At 55.6% G+C, this 17,071-nt stretch carries 16 protein-coding genes and 1 pseudogene; 14 read left to right on the plus strand and 3 right to left on the minus strand.

Going from position 1 to position 17,071, the window contains the following annotated elements; all coding sequences use genetic code 11:
• Nucleotides 1-2 precede the first annotated feature (2 nt).
• From V5S80_RS04750 to dapC, 10 genes and pseudogenes are all read left to right on the plus strand, one after another.
• On the plus strand, nucleotides 3-332 hold the full coding sequence (locus V5S80_RS04750; RefSeq protein WP_395169618.1) for a hypothetical protein: 330 nt from the start codon (nucleotides 3-5) through the stop codon (nucleotides 330-332).
• Nucleotides 333-445: 113 nt separating this feature from the next.
• Nucleotides 446-877 carry a single-stranded DNA-binding protein gene (ssb, locus tag V5S80_RS04755; RefSeq protein ID WP_395169619.1) on the plus strand — a complete coding sequence of 144 codons (432 nt, stop codon included), beginning with the start codon at nucleotides 446-448 and terminating at the stop codon, nucleotides 875-877.
• 43 nt (nucleotides 878-920) lie between these two features.
• Entirely contained in the window at nucleotides 921-1,361 is a 441-nt protein-coding gene (locus V5S80_RS04760; protein ID WP_395169620.1) for a hypothetical protein, read from the plus strand.
• Between the two features lie 123 nt (nucleotides 1,362-1,484).
• Nucleotides 1,485-3,251: a formate--tetrahydrofolate ligase gene (locus V5S80_RS04765; RefSeq protein ID WP_395169621.1), complete on the plus strand. Its 1,767-nt coding sequence runs from the start codon at nucleotides 1,485-1,487 to the stop codon at nucleotides 3,249-3,251.
• Nucleotides 3,252-3,496: 245 nt separating this feature from the next.
• Nucleotides 3,497-5,419 (plus strand): translational GTPase TypA, encoded by a 1,923-nt coding sequence (typA, locus tag V5S80_RS04770; protein ID WP_395169622.1) that lies wholly within the window; start codon nucleotides 3,497-3,499, stop codon nucleotides 5,417-5,419.
• A gap of 56 nt (nucleotides 5,420-5,475) precedes the next feature.
• Nucleotides 5,476-7,482 carry an ABC transporter family substrate-binding protein gene (locus V5S80_RS04775; protein WP_395169623.1) on the plus strand — a complete coding sequence of 669 codons (2,007 nt, stop codon included), beginning with the start codon at nucleotides 5,476-5,478 and terminating at the stop codon, nucleotides 7,480-7,482.
• A pseudogene (locus V5S80_RS04780) lies at nucleotides 7,479-7,982 on the plus strand (PIG-L family deacetylase); the annotation flags it as partial. The gene V5S80_RS04775 and the pseudogene V5S80_RS04780, both read left to right, overlap by 4 nt.
• Before the next feature lie 688 nt (nucleotides 7,983-8,670).
• Nucleotides 8,671-9,168 (plus strand): hypothetical protein, encoded by a 498-nt coding sequence (locus tag V5S80_RS04785; protein WP_395169624.1) that lies wholly within the window; start codon nucleotides 8,671-8,673, stop codon nucleotides 9,166-9,168.
• A gap of 213 nt (nucleotides 9,169-9,381) precedes the next feature.
• Nucleotides 9,382-9,699, plus strand: coding sequence for a ferredoxin (gene fdxA / locus V5S80_RS04790; RefSeq protein ID WP_395169625.1), 318 nt, complete (start codon nucleotides 9,382-9,384; stop codon nucleotides 9,697-9,699).
• Between the two features lie 103 nt (nucleotides 9,700-9,802).
• Nucleotides 9,803-10,951: a succinyldiaminopimelate transaminase gene (gene dapC, locus V5S80_RS04795; RefSeq protein WP_395169626.1), complete on the plus strand. Its 1,149-nt coding sequence runs from the start codon at nucleotides 9,803-9,805 to the stop codon at nucleotides 10,949-10,951.
• A gap of 40 nt (nucleotides 10,952-10,991) precedes the next feature.
• Here the strand turns inward: dapC and V5S80_RS04800 are convergent, their stop codons facing one another.
• From V5S80_RS04800 to V5S80_RS04810, 3 genes are all read right to left on the minus strand, one after another.
• The gene (locus V5S80_RS04800) at nucleotides 10,992-11,201 is read right to left on the minus strand and encodes a hypothetical protein (RefSeq protein ID WP_395169627.1); all 210 of its coding nucleotides are present in this window, start codon (nucleotides 11,199-11,201) and stop codon (nucleotides 10,992-10,994) included.
• 96 nt (nucleotides 11,202-11,297) lie between these two features.
• Nucleotides 11,298-12,287 (minus strand): 2,3,4,5-tetrahydropyridine-2,6-dicarboxylate N-succinyltransferase, encoded by a 990-nt coding sequence (gene dapD, locus V5S80_RS04805; protein WP_395169628.1) that lies wholly within the window; start codon nucleotides 12,285-12,287, stop codon nucleotides 11,298-11,300.
• Nucleotides 12,288-12,390: 103 nt separating this feature from the next.
• Complete coding sequence (locus V5S80_RS04810) at nucleotides 12,391-13,794, minus strand: amino acid permease (RefSeq protein WP_395169629.1); 1,404 nt, start codon at nucleotides 13,792-13,794, stop codon at nucleotides 12,391-12,393.
• A gap of 177 nt (nucleotides 13,795-13,971) precedes the next feature.
• Here V5S80_RS04810 and dapE point away from each other — a divergent pair, with 177 nt between their 5' ends.
• The 4 genes from dapE to V5S80_RS04830 all read left to right on the plus strand — a co-directional run bounded on the left by dapE (nucleotide 13,972) and on the right by V5S80_RS04830 (nucleotide 16,794).
• On the plus strand, nucleotides 13,972-15,105 hold the full coding sequence (gene dapE, locus V5S80_RS04815; protein WP_395169630.1) for a succinyl-diaminopimelate desuccinylase: 1,134 nt from the start codon (nucleotides 13,972-13,974) through the stop codon (nucleotides 15,103-15,105).
• A 55-nt stretch (nucleotides 15,106-15,160) separates the two neighbouring features.
• Complete coding sequence (locus V5S80_RS04820) at nucleotides 15,161-15,544, plus strand: DivIVA domain-containing protein (protein ID WP_395169631.1); 384 nt, start codon at nucleotides 15,161-15,163, stop codon at nucleotides 15,542-15,544.
• Nucleotides 15,545-15,643: 99 nt separating this feature from the next.
• The gene (locus tag V5S80_RS04825) at nucleotides 15,644-15,811 is read left to right on the plus strand and encodes a DUF3117 domain-containing protein (protein ID WP_395169632.1); all 168 of its coding nucleotides are present in this window, start codon (nucleotides 15,644-15,646) and stop codon (nucleotides 15,809-15,811) included.
• A gap of 110 nt (nucleotides 15,812-15,921) precedes the next feature.
• The gene (locus V5S80_RS04830; protein WP_395169633.1) at nucleotides 15,922-16,794 is read left to right on the plus strand and encodes a methyltransferase domain-containing protein; all 873 of its coding nucleotides are present in this window, start codon (nucleotides 15,922-15,924) and stop codon (nucleotides 16,792-16,794) included.
• The last annotated feature ends 277 nt before the right edge of the window (nucleotides 16,795-17,071 follow it).

Below are 17,071 nucleotides of genomic sequence, written 5' to 3' on the forward strand. Positions count from 1 at the left end.
ATGTGAAGCGGATCGTCACTGATCTGAAGCTGGGGTGCCCTAGGTTTTCTATCCCCAAAGAGACTGGGGAGTTGACTCGGTTCATTCAGTTGTGGAAGAGCGTGTTGAATACGGGCGCTTACCCGGATTTCGTTTTCAAGGAAGCTGTTCCTGTTCTGATCCGTGATTTGTCTGGTTCGGATAATCCTCCGACTGCTGGGGATCTGTATAGGGCTGCTAGGAAGCGGATGGATGAGATTGAGCGTGATCCTGAGCGTCGTAGGAGGCTTTTGGAGTATAGGGAACGTAAACGTGATGAGTTGATCGCGGCGGATCGTCGTAGGCGTGGCTAAAACACGTCAAAACAGGCCTTAGAGGGTTTAACTAGCGTCCCATAGGTATTTGCCTATCGGGGATTTTTTATGCCCGCAAATCGCGGGTTTCGTACATTTTTGGAGGAAATCATATGGCACTGGCACAAATCACTATCAACAACGGCACTATCGTCGCTGATCCTGAACTGCGATACACGGCTAACGGTAAGGCTGCTTTGACTCTTCGAGTGGCAACTAATAAGCGCCGGAAGAACGAAAACACGGGGGAGTGGGAGAACAGTAAGTCTCACTTCGCCACGTTCAAGGCCTTTGATGGTCTCGCTGAGAACATTGCTGCCACGTTCAACAAGGGGGACAAAGTAAACGTTGTTGGGGAGTTGGAGCAACGGCAGTTTGAGACGAAGGAAGGGCAAAAGCGGAGCGTTGATGAGGCTTTGGTGCTGCATATTTCACGCCCTGTTTCGCGTTTTGCTGAGTCGAATAATCAACAGCCTGTGGGGGATTCGTGGAGCAGCCAGCCTCAGGGTGGTTTCGCTGGCGGGGATGATGAACCACCTTTCTGATAGCAGTTTTCGATAAATCGCACCACATAAGGAGACGTTAACCATGACCACCAAAACTCCCATGTCGGACTACAAGAACGTAGCTCTCGAAGATCTACCAACCGCCAACCGACCGACTAGCTTCAATGACTTGAAATGGGGGCAGGGGGACGAAGAGGCAGTGTTCACGCTGCGTGACAAATTCTCTGATAACCCCGCAGTTCTCGACCTGTGGAAAGCAATCGTTGCAGCAGCAAGCGACATCCCGAACCTGCGCGTTAAGGGCACCCGAATCCTCGAAAAGAACACGGCCGCGGTTGTTGAAAAGAAGATTGAGCAAGCACAAAAGGACTACGACCTAAAGCGCCAGCAGTTCTACCGGCTAATGAACGGAAAAGAGACCGGAAACATGTACAGCTTCTTCTACAGCGACTACATGAATCGGGAAAACATCGAGTGGGACGAAGAACTAGCTAAACAGCTCACCAACAAGGAAGAGGACTAACCATGCACGACTATCAAAAGATCACACAGATTTACGAGGGGACGAACCAGTTTCGCCGTATGGTGTGCCCCCTCATGAGGAAAACACCGCCCGCACGCCTCGGTGATGGTTATTCTTGGCGCTATGTCTGAAACACAACGCACCACCTCGCCACAGACCACCGCACCTGATCAGGGGGCATCACCCACATCACCAGGCGAACCTCTGTCGGACGTTGCCATCGCACACGCTCACCAACTCGAACCCATCGCTGATATTGCCCGGCGCGCCGGAATCCCCGATGATGCTCTCGAGCCATTCGGTACGACGAAGGCTAAGGTCACCGTCGGCAAGCTCAAGCCGACAGGCGCACAAGGCAAGGTGGTCCTGGTGACGGGGATGTCTCCGACTCCTGCGGGGGAAGGAAAATCCACCTGTCTCATTGGTCTTGCCGATGGGTTGACTAGGGCGGGGGTGACAGCGATGGCTGCGCTGCGTGAACCATCATTGGGGCCCGTCCTGGGTATGAAGGGTGGGGCTGCCGGTGGTGGGTATTCGCAGGTGGTGCCCATGGAGGATATTAACCTCCACTTCACAGGGGATATGCACGCGGTGACAGCAGCCAACAATGCGTTGGCTGCGTTGATTGATAATCACCTACATCAGGGCAATGTGTTGGACCTTGATCCCCGAAAGATTGTGTGGCGCCGGTGTCTAGATGTGAATGATCGTGTCCTTCGGAATGTTGTGGTGGGCCTGGGGGGGACCGGTGGTGGTGTGCCGCGTGAATCCGGGTTCGACATCACCGCGGCGAGTGAGGTAATGGCCGTATTGTGCTTGGCGCGGGACCTGGCGGACCTGCGGGAGCGATTGGGGCGCATGCTTGTTGGTTACACTCGGGATAATAAGCCGGTGGTTGTCCATGATCTCGGTGTGGAGGGTGCGCTGGTCGCACTATTGCGGGAGGCGATGTCACCGAACCTCGTGCAAACCTTGGGTGGGACGCCCGCGTTCATTCACGGTGGCCCATTCGCGAACATTGCGCACGGGTGTAACAGTGTTATTGCGACCAACGCTGCCCGCGAGCTTGCTGACGTTGTGGTAACCGAGGCTGGGTTTGGTGCAGACCTGGGTGCGGAGAAATTCACCAACATTGCATCTGTTGCTGGGGGTTTTGACGCTGACGTTGCTGTCATTGTTGTGACGGCGCGGTCCCTCAAATTCAATGGTGGTGTGGCGCGCAGTGACCTCAACGCGGAGAACGTTGAGGCTGTTCGCGCTGGTTTGGTCAATGTGGCGCATCACTGTGCGTCGCTTCGACGGTTGGGTATGCAGCCGGTGGTATCGGTGAATAAGTTCACGACGGATACTGCCGATGAACTGGCAGCTATCACGCGGTGGGCGGGCGATAAGGGTATTCGTGTGGCCATTGCGAATGTGTGGAGTGAGGGTGGTGCCGGCGCCGCTGACTTGGCGGCGCAGGTTCTTGAGGCGCTGGAGGATGTGCCCGTTCGCTCTGGTGCTGTATCTGAGGATGCGCCCACTCGTATGTATGATCCATCTCTTGGTGTGGAGAAGAGTATTTCGACCATTGCCACTGACATTTATGGTGCTGCCCGTGTGGACTATTCTCCGCAGGCAATGAAAGATCTCTCCCAGTTGACGACACATGGGTGGGATACGCTACCGGTGTGTATGTCGAAAACCCCGTATTCGTTGTCTGATGATCCATCAGCTTTGGGGGCTCCGAAGGGTCATACTCTGCACGTTGAGCGCCTGATTCCTCGTTTGGGGCCAGGGTTTGTTGTGGCGCTGACGGGTACTGTTTTTACTATGCCGGGTTTGCCCAAGAAACCAGCTGCTATGGAGATTGACGTTGCTGACGAGGGATCCATTACTGGACTGTTTTAGGCCAGTATGATGCGTGGTGAATCTGTTCACGGCTACTCCTCAGGTGGGTCTTGTATCGGGACATTCACCAGTCAGATCACCGCCTAGCATAAGTAAAGATGAATAGGGATGGGGGGAGGTGGTAGCCTGAGCACGATTTGCACGTTCGAGTGCCCCGTATGCGTGACCGGTGGAGGTGCTGCGTCGCGCTGTCCCGCCTACCATGACCTACGGTGGGCTTTTTCTACCCCAGGAGATTTTGCTCAGTGAGCCATCCAGAGTTTCGCAATGTTGCCATTGTTGCCCACGTTGACCATGGCAAAACCACACTTGTTGATGCCATGCTTCAGCAGTCAGGCGTGTTCGGTGATCATGATGAGGTCGTTGATCGTGTCATGGATTCGGGGGATTTGGAAAAAGAAAAGGGGATTACCATCCTCGCCAAGAACACTGCGATTCATCGCAAGGGAATGGGAAAAGATGGCACTGATCTGATTATCAATGTCATTGACACACCTGGTCACGCAGACTTCGGTGGGGAAGTTGAGCGTGGTCTGTCCATGGTGGACGGTGTTGTCCTCCTTATTGATGCCTCGGAAGGCCCCCTTCCGCAGACTCGCTTCGTGCTGGGTAAGGCGCTTGAGGCGAAAATGCCCGTGATTATTGTGGTGAATAAGACGGACCGTCCCGATGCCCGCATTGACGACGTTGTTGAGGAGGCCCAAGATCTCCTGCTGGAGCTGGCCGCCTCACTTGATGACCCGGACGCGCAGGAAGCTGCGGAAAAGAACCTTGAACTGCCGGTTCTCTATGCGTCTGGTCGCGCTGGAAAGGCGTCCACCGAGAATCCCGGCAACGGGAACATCCCTGAGGCAGAGGATCTCCACGACCTTTTCACTGTGCTCTACGACGTTCTGCCGGAGCCGTCTGCCGAAATTGATGCGCCATTGCAGGCGCACGTCACTAACTTGGATTCGTCGTCATTCCTGGGGCGCATCGGGTTGGTGCGTGTGTTCCGTGGAATCCTGAAGAAAGGCCAGCAGGTTGCCTGGATTCACCATGACAGTGACGGAAACCCACATACCAAGACCGCGAAAATCTCTGAGCTGCTGCGCCAGGATGGTGTGAAGCGTGTGCCGACCGACGAAGTCATCGCCGGGGATATCGGGGCCGTTGCTGGCATTGAAGAAATCATGATTGGTGACACTCTTGCCGATCAGGAACGCCCGGAAGCTCTACCACCGATCACTGTTGACGAGCCTGCGATTTCCATGACGATCGGTGTGAACACGTCGCCACTCGCGGGTCGTGGTGGTGGCGACAAACTCACCGCCCGAGTTGTCAAGGCTCGCCTTGAACAAGAACTTATCGGTAACGTGTCTCTGAAAGTTCTTCCCACCGAGCGGCCTGATGCATGGGAGGTTCAAGGACGTGGCGAGATGGCACTCTCGGTGTTGGTGGAAACCATGCGCCGTGAGGGCTTCGAACTGACTGTCGGCAAACCGCAGGTCGTCACCCGGACCATCGACGGTGCTATCCATGAGCCGTTCGAACACGTTGTCATTGACGTCCCCTCCGAACACCAGGGTGCAGTCACACAGCTCATGGCCGTCCGTAAGGGAACCATGCTCTCTATGGATAACGGAGCTGGTGGATGGATTCGCATGGAATACTCCGTCCCCGCCCGTGGCCTTATTGGTTTCCGCACCACATTTATGACTGAGACCCGGGGAACAGGTATCGCCAACTCCTACGGTGATGGTTATAAACCATGGGCTGGTGAGATCAAAGACCGCGCCTCGGGGTCATTGGTTGCCGACCGTGCCGGACAGATCACTGCCTACGCCCTTCAACAATTGGCTGATCGAGGACAATTCTTTGTTGAACCCGGCGTCGAGGCATATGAAGGTATGGTCGTCGGTGCAAACAACCGTGAAGAAGATATGGATGTCAACATCACTAAAGAAAAGAAGTTGACGAACATGCGCTCGGCTACCGCAGAAACCACTGTCACTTTGGCGAAAGCACGGTCACTTTCCCTGGATGAGGCTATGGAGTTCTGTGGGACTGATGAATGTGTCGAAGTCACCCCGAAGACCATCCGGGTGCGTAAAGTTATCTTGAATGCGAAGGATCGTGGCCGGGCGGCAGCCCAAGCCAAGCAGAAGGCGAAGCAAGGGAAGAAGTAACGAGGATCACGGGCTCTCGTCGCGGCGGGAACCCCCGATGGCGGCGATGGACACCAATGAAGACAACGCAGATACCACATCGAGCCTCCACCAGGTGGCGGAGCGAAGCCCACGGTGGCGGAGCTCCAACAGCCACGATGAAAGCAGTACTCGCGGCTAGCGTGGCTATTGGCGTTGCCGTGACGTCCCTCATGGCAGGTTGTAGTGCCCGCCCAGGACGAGCCCCCATCGTGAACTCTGGTGACGGAGGTAAAAACGGGAGCAAGAAAGTTATCCCGCAGTCTAAGAAAGTCACCTTCGCTGTTGGTGATGTGAGGCCGGGGTTTAACCCACACCTGGTTTCTGACGACTCGCCACTGGTCAATCACATTGCATCATTGGTGCTGCCTAGTCCTTTCGTTGAACAAGATAACGGAGAATGGCAGCTGAATACAGACCTGCTTACCTCTGCCGAGCCCATCACACGTGGTGAATCGGGATCGTCGCCATCATCAGGGCCCGTCTCCCCGTCTGGTTCGGGAGCGCAACAACCCTTCACTATTCGCTACACTATTGCTTCCGATGCGCAGTGGTCGGATGGCACACCTATCACTGGATCTGATTTTGAATACCTCTGGAAACAGATGACAACGCAGCCAGGAGTAGAGGAACCTGCGGGATACGAGGCAATCAATACCATCACATCAACCGATAGTGGACATCAGGTTGATGTCGAGTTCAAGCATCCGTATGTGGAGTGGCAATCACTCTTTAGCAACCTGCTACCCAGCCATGTGTATCGGACATCCAGTAATTTCCAAACAATCTTGCAGGATTCAATCCCTGTGTCGGGTAACCGGTTTTCTGTCGAATCGATCGATAGTAGCCGGGGCATGGTCACGCTCATGCGTAATGACCGGTACTGGGGAAGTAAATTGGCTAAAACAGACAAAATTGTGCTTCAGACCCAGGATAACGCGGCGGACGCCGGCGAAATGTTACGCAGAGGGCAAATACAAGGGACTGCGCTTCGCCCTAAGGCAACAACCCAGTTGTCACTGGATTCCGTTCCGCAGTCAGTAGTTCAGGTCTCCCCGCAGAACCGGTACCTCATGCTGTCGCTCAATGTGGCGTCCCCCCATGTCGATCGTGTGGAGCAGCGAGCTCAGATCCTCAACAGTGTGGATCGCGATACTGTGGCCCGCATTACAGGAGAGCGAATGGACCTTAGTGCGCCGCATGATGACTCCATGATTGCAGGCACGCGTGTACCAGACTCGGATGGAGAATTACCTGCACTCACGAGGCCATTCCGTATTGCTGTTGATCAATCTGATGAAGCTGCGGTGACCGCGGCGCGTATCGTTGCAGACCAGCTCACACAGGCTGGACTTCCTGCACAAGCGCTCGTCCTTCCCGCGCAAAACATCGTTGAATCTGTCCTTCCTCAAGGTCTTGCCGATGCCACTGTTGCCTGGCAGTCGGGGGATACGACGGCATCTGCCTTGGCCAGCCACTATGGGTGTACCTCGAGTGCCCGTCCGTCAAAAGATATGGACTCAGAACGCAGCTCTGAACTCATGGAACCCGAGAAGTCATCTAGCCCGACGACGTCCCATGCCTCATCGTCGACATCCCAGAGCACCAATTCCGGCTCGTCTGACCACAACGGACGTGGTTCGAAGCGAGGAGGGCAATCGTATGCCCGTGCAGCTAATACGTCTGGCTTATGTGACGCTGACATTGATATGTGGGTGGGTGAGGCTGCGACTGGATCCGCAGATGTTAATGACACCAAGCAGAAGGTCATCGACAAAGTGAACTCGCAGGCTGTCACTCTTGCCTTATTACAAGACATGGAGGTGTATGCCACGACGCCAGCGTTGGAGGCGCCTCGTCTGGGCGGAGAGAAGTCGGGAGAATTGCCGACGACAGAGCGTGGAGGAATTTTCGCGACGGCACCGCAATGGACTCGAAATGAGGCCTATTCAACTCTTCAACGCCGTGGTAAAGATCAGAGCACCCAGAGTGACGACTCCAACAAAGGCGGCCGCACCACCGCCACAGGGGATGCTGGCGCATGACTAATCTGCATGGTCTCCGCGTGATGGCCGTTCACGCTCACCCAGATGACGAAGCACTATGGACGGGCGGCATGTTAGCGCACCTGTCCCGTCGTGGAGCCGATGTTCATGTGGTGACGTGCACACTGGGTGAGCATGGCGAAGTCATCGGCGATCCCTTGCAGGGATTCGTTGCTGAGGCTGCTGATATGCTCGGCGGGTTTCGTTATCGGGAACTTGAGGATTCGCTCCGACTGTTAGGTGTAAATGGCCCACATCATCGCCCCTGCCTTTTGGGTGGTGCGGGACGCTGGCGAGACTCCGGCATGGTTGGGACGCCGGCAGCGGATCATCCTCGAGCGTTCATTCGATCAGGGGCGGCGGCGGTCGATGCTTTGGCATCGTTGATGACTCATTATCGTCCTGACATTGTGGTGACGTATGGGCCTGACGGTGGATACGGTCATCCGGACCATATCCGCGCGCATGAGGTTACTCACGCCGCAATTGAACACCTGTCGCCGATGCCATTCTCCGGTGTGTTGAATGGTGGGTCTGACTTATTCGCTGCTGTGTTAGCACGTCGACAGCAGGAAGGTCGGCTGATCGGGGAACATGGTTACCATATGCCTGTTGTGCTGTGGTCGGTTCGTGGGGAAACCGCTCTAAAGCAGGGGATTGACGCACTCTCTCATATTCCTGATGGATGGGTGGCGCCGCAACGGATGGAGTGGACTTTTCTTCATGAGACTACTGCTGATCCCACGTGTGGGACCAGCAGTGGGGAGATGGAACCGGATTTGGCTTTTGTTCCTGATGATGTCGTGAATCTCGTTGTCCGGTTAACTGATGCGGATATTAAGGCGCAGGTTGACGCCATGGCAGCTCATGCTACGCAGCTGTGGATTGCCGATGGTCGGCAGAGTTGGACGAATCCACAATCTGCCTGGGCAACTAGTGATCCCACGATGGCCCCGAAGGTATTTGCGTTGTCTAATCGTATTGCTCAACCGCTTCTCCGGGAGGAACACTACGTGGTGGCGTACGGTGGACATGGTTCATGCTGCACGGTATCGGCGGCCCGCGAATCCTATGACTCGACGGTCATTCGGGCCCGCGGTCGACATCACTTTGGTCGTGACCGGTTATCTGAGAAGCCTGGTCACGTCGCTGGGCTCCGGTCTAGGCGTTGGAACACGGAGGAGAGTCATGGAAAAGCATTGGGGTGATCCTCATCATTCTCAGCCGCGCGAAGACATTAGTAATGGGGAGCGTATTGCCGGACTAGTCTGGTTGACCGTTGGCGCAGCCCTATCTTTTTTGTTGGAAATGGTGTATCTGGGAAGCCGCATTACGATCGCAGGGCACACCTACATTTTTCCTATCACGATTTTCATTGCCGCCGGTTTCAACTATGTTTTGGTTACCACCGCGTTGTTGTGGACAAAGACAATGATATGGGCGTCCATGCCGGCAGTGGTGTGGACTGTGCTCTACTTTGTGGCTGTCGTATGGCCATCATTGCCGGGAACGCACGGAACAACCTGGATTGTCCCCAATCTCCCTGGGGTGTTGTTCCTGATTGCGGGTGTAGCAGGTGCGGGGTGGCCGTTGATGGGGTCTGTGGTGTCATCCATGGATGATGCCAATGCGGCTATTCGCGGAAGTGTGGCGAGTGACCAGGACTCCACCAAGAAGGCTAAATAGGTTGTTTACCAGTGTGAATGAGGTCGTTGGAGAGATGAAGTAGACAGATAGGTTCATTTTTTGTGATGGGCGTGGCATCATGGAGCTGCGCGAGCTCATTGGACACTGTGAGGCCAGTGCGGATGATGAGATGAGAAAAATCCACGGTCGCGTTGACGATGACCACGTCACCGGGTCGGGGCAATGGGAAAAACGGCGAAAGAAGAGGAGACTATGGCTTACACCATCGCTCAACCATGTGTTGATGTGAAGGATAAAGCATGCGTTGAGGAATGCCCTGTGGATTGTATCTACGAGGGGGTGCGCAGTTTGTATATTCATCCGGATGAATGTGTTGACTGTGGCGCTTGTGAACCTGTGTGCCCCGTCGAAGCGATTTTTTATGAAGATGACGTTCCCGATGAGTGGATCGACTACAACGATGCCAATGCGGCTTTTTTTGATGATCTTGGATCGCCGGGTGGGGCAGCGCGTTTAGGGGCACAGGATTTTGATGCTCCCATGATCGCAGGGCTTCCTCCGCAAGCCTAGGGTAGGGTCTCCGCCTCATTCACGCTATTGTTGGGTTAGTGCTGGCGGGTCCAGCTTGCTGTTTTTCTTGTCCACCCGCATTCGTTTTGCTGTGAGGCTTTGTATGGTGCATCCGCCGCGTGTTCTCCGATCGTCTGTGCTTCCGGATTTTCCGTGGGATTCTCTCGCGGACGTTCGAGCGAAAGCTGAATCTCATCCGGACGGGTTCATTAACTTGTCTGTGGGAACACCGGTGGATCCTGTGTCTCCGGCGGCGCAGTTAGGGTTGGCACAGAATTCGGGGTCGCCGGGTTACCCACAGACCGTGGGGACACAGGAGTTGAGAGAATCCATTGTCGGCGCAATGTCTCGTCGTTACGGAATTATTCCTCTCGACCCCGACCGCCAAGTATTGCCGGTGATAGGGACGAAAGAAGCGATCGCCTGGCTGCCATCGTTGTTGGGTGTGGGGACTGGGCACACGGTCGTCATCCCGGAGCTCGCGTACCCGACGTATGAGGTGGGTGCTGTGTTGGCGGGAGCGTCGGTTGTTCGTGCTGATTCGATTGCTCAGGCAGAGCCGCATACGCCGACATTGATGTATATCAATTCGCCGGCGAACCCGACGGGTGCGGTCCTTGGGGTCGACGACTTGCGGACTGTTGTGGAGTGGGCGCGTGATCGTGATGTTATCGTCGTGTCTGATGAGTGTTACCTCGGGCTAGGGTGGGACACGAATGTTAATGCCAACTCCAGTGGAACCCCGACAGCACCGGTGTCGCTTCTCCATCCGGATGTGTGCGATGGGGATACGACCAATGTGATTGTGGTTCATTCGTTGTCGAAAACCTCCAATATGGCGTCGTATCGCTCTGGGTGGTTAGCGGGAGATCAATCCCTGATTGGGGAATTGTTGGCGGTACGGAAGCATGCTGGTTTTATGGTTCCTCTTCCCGTCCAAGCGGCGACGGTGGCGGCGTTGAATGATGATGGGTTTGAGCAGTTGCAGCGCGAAATCTACCGGTATCGCCGTGAGGTCCTTGCTTCTGCTCTTCACAGTGCTGGCTTCACTATTGACGGTTCAGAAGCTGGTTTGTATTTATGGATAACGCGTGGTGAACCCTGTCGGGCAACCGTGGATTGGTTTGCGGAGCGTGGCATCTTGGTCGCTCCTGGTGAGTTCTATGGCCCGAAGGGGGGCAATCATGTCCGCGTTGGGTTGACGGGGACGGACGAACAGATTGTTGCGGCCGCCGAGCGAATGACACGTTAAGTGGTGTGTCCACACCAGGTAGCGCTATCGATCTTTCCTCTCAGCGCCCTGTGCGGTCCCTCCACACCCGGTGGGTCAGCCCTGCAATAAGGCTGACCAGCACAATGAGGGCGATAATTTTGACGGCGAGGTGTGGGATAAACGTTGCCGCTACGCATCCGACGAGGACGATGAGCAGGCTGGCGGTTTGTGTCCGATCTAGCTCAGTGGGTCGTGGTGGTTTCCGGTGCTCTGAGTCTCTTGGCGCCATGTGTTGTCGTATCCTGGGGTCAGAAGAGTAGGTGTACACGTCGAACAGTGCGTGGTGAACGGGGTGTACGCAGGTGGACGCCCGTGGGGGGCGTGGTTAGTTCGCGTGAAGATCCTCGTTCAGTGTGACTGTGGATGACTGCCATACGACGGCCTCCACCGCGCCGGACAGGGAGTTGCGGCGGAATAAGATATTGTCTGCGCCGGACAGCTGAACAGCTTTCACTGGTGTGTTGTCATCTACGCCGAGGGCGTCGGCGACGGTACCGCGGGTGATGACCTTGGTGCCGTAGGTGATGTATAAACCGGCTTCAACGACGCAATCGTTGCCCAGCGAAATTCCGACGCCCGAGTTGGCGCCGAGGAGGCAGCGTTGGCCAATGGAGATGACTTCTTTTCCACCACCTGACAGAGTGCCCATGATTGATGCTCCGCCGCCGATGTCAGAGCCGTCATCGACGACGACACCTCCGGAAATGCGACCTTCTACCATGGAGTTGCCCAGTGTGCCGGCATTGAAGTTGACGAATCCCTCGTGCATGACGGTGGTGCCGGGGGCTAGGTATGCGCCGAGGCGGACGCGGTCGGCGTCGCCGATACGGACGCCGGTGGGCACGACGTAGTCCACCATGCGGGGAAATTTGTCGATGGAGAACACCGTGACGGGGCCTCGGGCTGAGAGTCGGCCGCGTGTTGCCTCGAAGTTGTCGGTGGAGCAGGGGCCGTGGTTGGTCCACACAACGTTGGTGAGGATGCCGAAGATGCCGTTGAGGTTGACAGTGTGGGGGCGTGCGAGGCGGTGGGAAAGGAGGTGGAGGCGTAGGTAGGCGTCATATGCGTCTGTCGGGGGTGTGGAGAGGTCTTTAATCTGGGTTCGGATGGCGACGCGGTGCACGGCACGGTCGTCGTCGTGGCCTTCCGCTGCGGCGAGGTCGGTGGGGGCATCATTGCCGAGTGTCGTGGTGGTGGAGTCGTGAACCTCGTCGGTGAGGGTGGGGGATGGGAACCATGCGTCTAACACGGTTCCGTCGTGGGTGATGGTGGCGAGTCCCGTAGCAATGGCGCCGGTGGTCAGTAATGAAGTCATGGACGCCACAATACTAAAGCTGACATTGTCGGCTGCTGGGCGCTGGTAGTCCCGATTGCTTCGGGTGCGGTGTCCTCGACAGGTTGTGCCCCCGTGCTGGTGGCTAGGTGGTGGTCGTCACTGATGAACGCTGACGCTTGAGGATGAAGGATAATGCGATCAAGGAGACGAAGAACACTCCCACTGTGATGACTTGTGGGCGAGATGAGTCGTCGACAAGCATGAGGAGGGTAAGCCCGAGGAGTCCTGCGAGGGTGATGTAACTCATGTAGGGGAATCCCCACATTGTGACATGGAGACTCCCTTCTGCTTCTAGTTGCGGGCGCAATTTGATTTCAGAGGCTGTGACCATAAGCCACAGCACCAAGAGTGAGCCGCCGACGACATTGAAGAACAGCTCGATGAGGTTGGCTGGGCCCCATATTTGAAACGCAACGGATAGGTAAGCCAGCGCCATGGACAGGCAGACAGCACGCGTTGGTACGCCTTCTTTGTTGGTGGCGGTGAAGAATCGTAGACCGTCGCCTTCTGTAGACATGGAGTAGATCACACGGGAGGTAGCGTAGATCTGTGCATTGAATGCTGAGAGCAGCGCTAATGTGATGACGACTTCCATGAAACCGACGACGCCGGGAACGTGTGCTTGGTCCAGGACGCGGGTGAAGGGAGAATCTGCTGCCGCTTTGGCGTTGCCTAATGTTTTGTAGGGGAGGAGAAAAATAATGACGAGTACGGCGCCCAGGTAGAACACCGAAATGCGGAGAATGACGGAGCGCACAGCAGTGGCGATCGCGTGGCTGGGGTTGTCTGATTCTGCTGCTGCGATGGTGACGATTTCTATTCCACCGAACGCAAATGCGACCGCGAGTAGTCCAGCTGCGACACCACCGATTCCGTTGGGGGCGAATCCTGATTGGCGGACATGGTCGAGCCCAACCATCGAGTGTCCTGGGAGAAGTCCGAAAATGAGGAGAACACCAACGATGAGGAAGAAGATGATAACAGCGACTTTGATGAAGGAGAACCAGTATTCGAATTCACCGAAACCGCGGACGTCGGCCATATTGACAAAGGTAAAGATGATGACACAAACGAGGGCGGGGATCCACCCGTCGATACCGAACCAACGGCCGATGAACTCGCCGGCGGCAGTGATTTCCGCACCCATGACCATGACGAGCATGAACCAATAGAGCCACCCAGTCGAAAAACCAGCCCACTGTCCAAAAGCTTGGCGGGAATACGCTGAAAAAGTGCCGGAGTTGGGGCGTGCTGCGCCGAGTTCGCCGAGCATACGCATAACTAGGACAACGAGGAGTCCGGCGATAATGTAGGAGATCAGCACTGCGGGGCCAGCAGCTTTAATGCCAACGCCGGTGCCTAAGAACAGTCCTGCGCCGATGGAAGAACCGAGACCCATCATTGTGAGGTGCCGAACTTTCAACCCCTGTCCCAGTTGCGAGGTGGAATCGGATGATTCGTCACCTTGTGAAGCATTGTTCGTCATGAAGTGCCCTTTTGGTACGGAGGGAGCAATGAGCGCCGTGCTCATGCTTGTGTCAATCGATTCGATCAGGTGTCGTGTCGATTTGTCCAGAATACCGGGTGCGGTCCATCTGGACTGTCGGGGGCACGTGTGCACGATCTCTATGCAGGGGTGTGCGGCTGTGGTTAGTCTGGTGGCGTGATTGACCTGACCCAACACCCTATTGATGTGACCAGAGCGCTCGTCGATATTGAGAGTGTCTCGAAAAATGAAAAGAATATTGCCGATGTGATCGAGGCTGCGTTGCGGAATGTGGCGACGTTATCTTCTGGTGCGTGCCCCATCACAGTGGAGCGATTCCACAATACGGTGATGGCGAAAACTGACCGTGGATTGCCATCCCGTGTGGTGTTGGCGGGGCACGTGGATACTGTGCCGATTGCTGATAACCTCCCGTGCACCCGGGGTACGGATCTTGAGGGGAGGGATACGCTCTTTGGGTGTGGAACAGTGGATATGAAGTCTGGTGATGCGGTTTTCCTTCATGCATTTGCGTGTCTTGCGGCATCGCCGGATTTGGCTCGCGATATGACGTTAATCATGTATGAGGCCGAAGAGATTGCTGCCTCGGAGAACGGTTTGCGTAAACTCGCCGAGCATTCTCCGGAATGGCTGCAGGGTGATGTTGCCATCCTTGGTGAGCCATCAGGTGCTGTGATTGAGGCCGGTTGTCAAGGCAGTGTGCGAGTGAAGGTGACGGCGGTGGGGGAACGTGCCCATTCGGCGCGGTCGTGGTTGGGAGATAATGCGATGCATAAGTTAGCACCGGTGATGACCCGCGTTGCGGATTACGATGGAGATAAGGTCGTCGAGGTTGACGGCTTGGAATACCGCGAAGGCTTCAACATCGTGATGTGCGAATCTGGCGTTGCTACCAACACCATTCCTGATGAGGCCTGGATGTTTGTCAATTATCGTTTCGCGCCGGGGAAGTCCACGACGGAGGCTGTCGAGGAGACTTTCGCGATTTTGGGTGTCGGGACTCCTGATCATCCTGTCCCAGGTTTCCGCATTGAGATTGACGATGAATCACCGGCGGCGTTGCCGGGTTTGCATCAGGCTGCGGCCGCTGAGCTTGTGGATGTTATGGGTGGGCATGTTCGGCCGAAGTATGGCTGGACGGATGTTGCTCGGTTTGCTGCGATGGGGATTCCGGCGGTGAATTTTGGGCCGGGGGATCCGTCTTTTGCGCATAAGAAGGATGAACAGTGTCCGGTGGATATGATTTCCGAGGTCTCTGAGCGCATCCTGGCCTATCTTAGGAATGAGTGATGCGGCGACGGTGAGGATCGGGGCGGTACCTGCTGGTGGGAAGTAGACTGTGCTCGTGGTGTATTGGATTGTGACCATCGTTGTCCTCGTTGTTGTTTCTACTGGATTGTGGTGGGTGTTTGCTTTGTTGTTTGGGAGGGGCGAGGGGTTGGGGCCCGCGGACTGTGTGGATCGGCGGGAGGATCTGCAGCCGGGCGCTGACATGGGCCCTGACCAGTTGTTGACGATGCGGTTTTCTCTGTCGTTTCGTGGGTATTCGCCGCGTGAGGTCGATATGGCGTTGGAGAGGGCGAGGGAATACATGATGGTGGTGCAGGAGGATCGAGACCGTCAGAGGCGTCGTGCGGATAGGGCAGAAGAGCGGTTGGCCTCGGGGATCGGTGGGGTGGGGGATGTTGATAGGTGTGGGGGAAACACCTCAGCTGGTGATGGAGGTTGAGTTGGCACGGATGGGGTGGATTGGTAGGTATCTCAACGTTGTGGGGGAAACAGGGCTAATCTGGAGGTGTCAAGCGTATATAGTGAAGGGATTTCGTCCATGGCAGCAATGAAGCCCCGGACCGGTGATGGCCCAATGGAAGCAGTTGATGAGGGGCGCAAAATTGTGATGCGTATCCCGACTGATGGTGGTGGCCGTTTGGTGGTTGAACTCGGTCATGAGGAAGCTCGTGAGCTTGCCGCAGTGCTGGCTGACGCTGTGGAGTAGTTTTCTGGGCGTATGTCCATTTTTGGGTAATTCCCCTGATAATCGCCCCGCTGAGATGAGCGCTGGCTAGAGTAGAGTCCACATGTTATCGATTGAAGATGAGGTAGATTGTGCTCTCCGACGTTCTTGATGTGTTAGCAGATCCCGTCGATGGTTCGTCGCTCCACGATGGTGGTGGTTATTCCACGCTCGTGTCGGATACGGGCCATAGTTATGATGTTGCCCGTCAAGGGTATGTGTCGTTGGTTGGTGGACGGGGTTTGCGGTATACCGGTGATGATGCGTCGATGATTCAGGCCCGAGAGAGGTTTCTTGCTAGTGGCCATTTTGCCCCGTTTGTGGAGGCCGTGACGGGAAATGTTCAGGATGTCCTCGATGACGCTGGGGTCGGTGACGATGAGCATCCGGTAGTGGTGGAAGTGGGGGCAGGAACCGGCTACTACTTGGCTCATACTCTTGATGGTGTTCCGGGTTCACGGGGTATTGGTATTGATGTCTCTGTTCCTGCTGCGAAGCGTATCGCCGGGTGTCATCCTCGTGTTGGTTCTATCATCGCTGATGCGTGGTCGCGGTTGCCTATCAAAGATAAGTCTATCGACGCGATTACTGTTGTTTTTGCGCCGCGGAATGCGGAAGAGTTTGCGAGAGTGCTCACTGATGAGGGGCAGGTTGTTGTCCTGACAGCATCGTCTGGCCACTTGGCTGAGCTACGGGAGCCGTTGGGGATTATCGACGTTGAGAAGAACAAGGTTCATCGGATGATTGAGCAGGCGTCGGGTCATCTGACGCCTGTGGGGGCCCCTGAAGAAGTTGAGTTTGTGATGCAACTGGATCGTGTTTCTGTCGAGGAACAAGTGGGGATGAGCCCGTCTGCGCGGCATATTCGGCCAGAAGATTTAAAGAAGAGAATCGAGTTGTTACCTGAGGTGATGTCAGTGACGGCGCGGGCTTCGGTGACAAGGTTAAAAAAGAATCATAGATAGCTCCCCTTAGTGGTGAATAGTGTGCTATGGTTTGTTTTATTCAGGGGGAAACTCCAAAAGTAGTGCCGGCGACTGACACGTACTCGTGGAGTTCTTGGCTTTACAACAGGGCTCGCGCCAGCGCTTTGTGAGATTGTGTCGGGGGGAGTCCAATCTTGGCCACAAAAATTGGTAGCTAGGTGTTTACAAAATAGCTTTGAAAGCGAAATAATAAGTGATGTTCCTCTAACTAAGGAACATGTACTGTCGCACCTTCGCTGATTCGAGTGGTTGTCAC

The sequence above is a fragment of the Corynebacterium sp. PCR 32 genome, from assembly GCF_037464985.1.
Classification (GTDB): domain Bacteria; phylum Actinomycetota; class Actinomycetes; order Mycobacteriales; family Mycobacteriaceae; genus Corynebacterium; species Corynebacterium kroppenstedtii_D.

What these genes read in the sequence shown, in the direction of transcription:
- ssb (WP_395169619.1), top strand. Translation starts at nt 446, where the DNA reads ATGGCACTGGCACAAATCACTATCAACAACGGCACTATCGTCGCTGAT.
- V5S80_RS04760 (WP_395169620.1), top strand. Translation starts at nt 921, where the DNA reads ATGACCACCAAAACTCCCATGTCGGACTACAAGAACGTAGCTCTCGAA.
- V5S80_RS04765 (WP_395169621.1), top strand. Translation starts at nt 1,485, where the DNA reads ATGTCTGAAACACAACGCACCACCTCGCCACAGACCACCGCACCTGAT.
- V5S80_RS04775 (WP_395169623.1), top strand. Translation starts at nt 5,476, where the DNA reads ATGAAGACAACGCAGATACCACATCGAGCCTCCACCAGGTGGCGGAGC.
- V5S80_RS04785 (WP_395169624.1), top strand. Translation starts at nt 8,671, where the DNA reads ATGGAAAAGCATTGGGGTGATCCTCATCATTCTCAGCCGCGCGAAGAC.
- fdxA (WP_395169625.1), top strand. Translation starts at nt 9,382, where the DNA reads ATGGCTTACACCATCGCTCAACCATGTGTTGATGTGAAGGATAAAGCA.
- dapC (WP_395169626.1), top strand. Translation starts at nt 9,803, where the DNA reads ATGGTGCATCCGCCGCGTGTTCTCCGATCGTCTGTGCTTCCGGATTTT.
- V5S80_RS04800 (WP_395169627.1), bottom strand. Translation starts at nt 11,201, where the DNA reads ATGGCGCCAAGAGACTCAGAGCACCGGAAACCACCACGACCCACTGAG.
- dapD (WP_395169628.1), bottom strand. Translation starts at nt 12,287, where the DNA reads ATGACTTCATTACTGACCACCGGCGCCATTGCTACGGGACTCGCCACC.
- V5S80_RS04810 (WP_395169629.1), bottom strand. Translation starts at nt 13,794, where the DNA reads ATGACGAACAATGCTTCACAAGGTGACGAATCATCCGATTCCACCTCG.
- V5S80_RS04825 (WP_395169632.1), top strand. Translation starts at nt 15,644, where the DNA reads ATGGCAGCAATGAAGCCCCGGACCGGTGATGGCCCAATGGAAGCAGTT.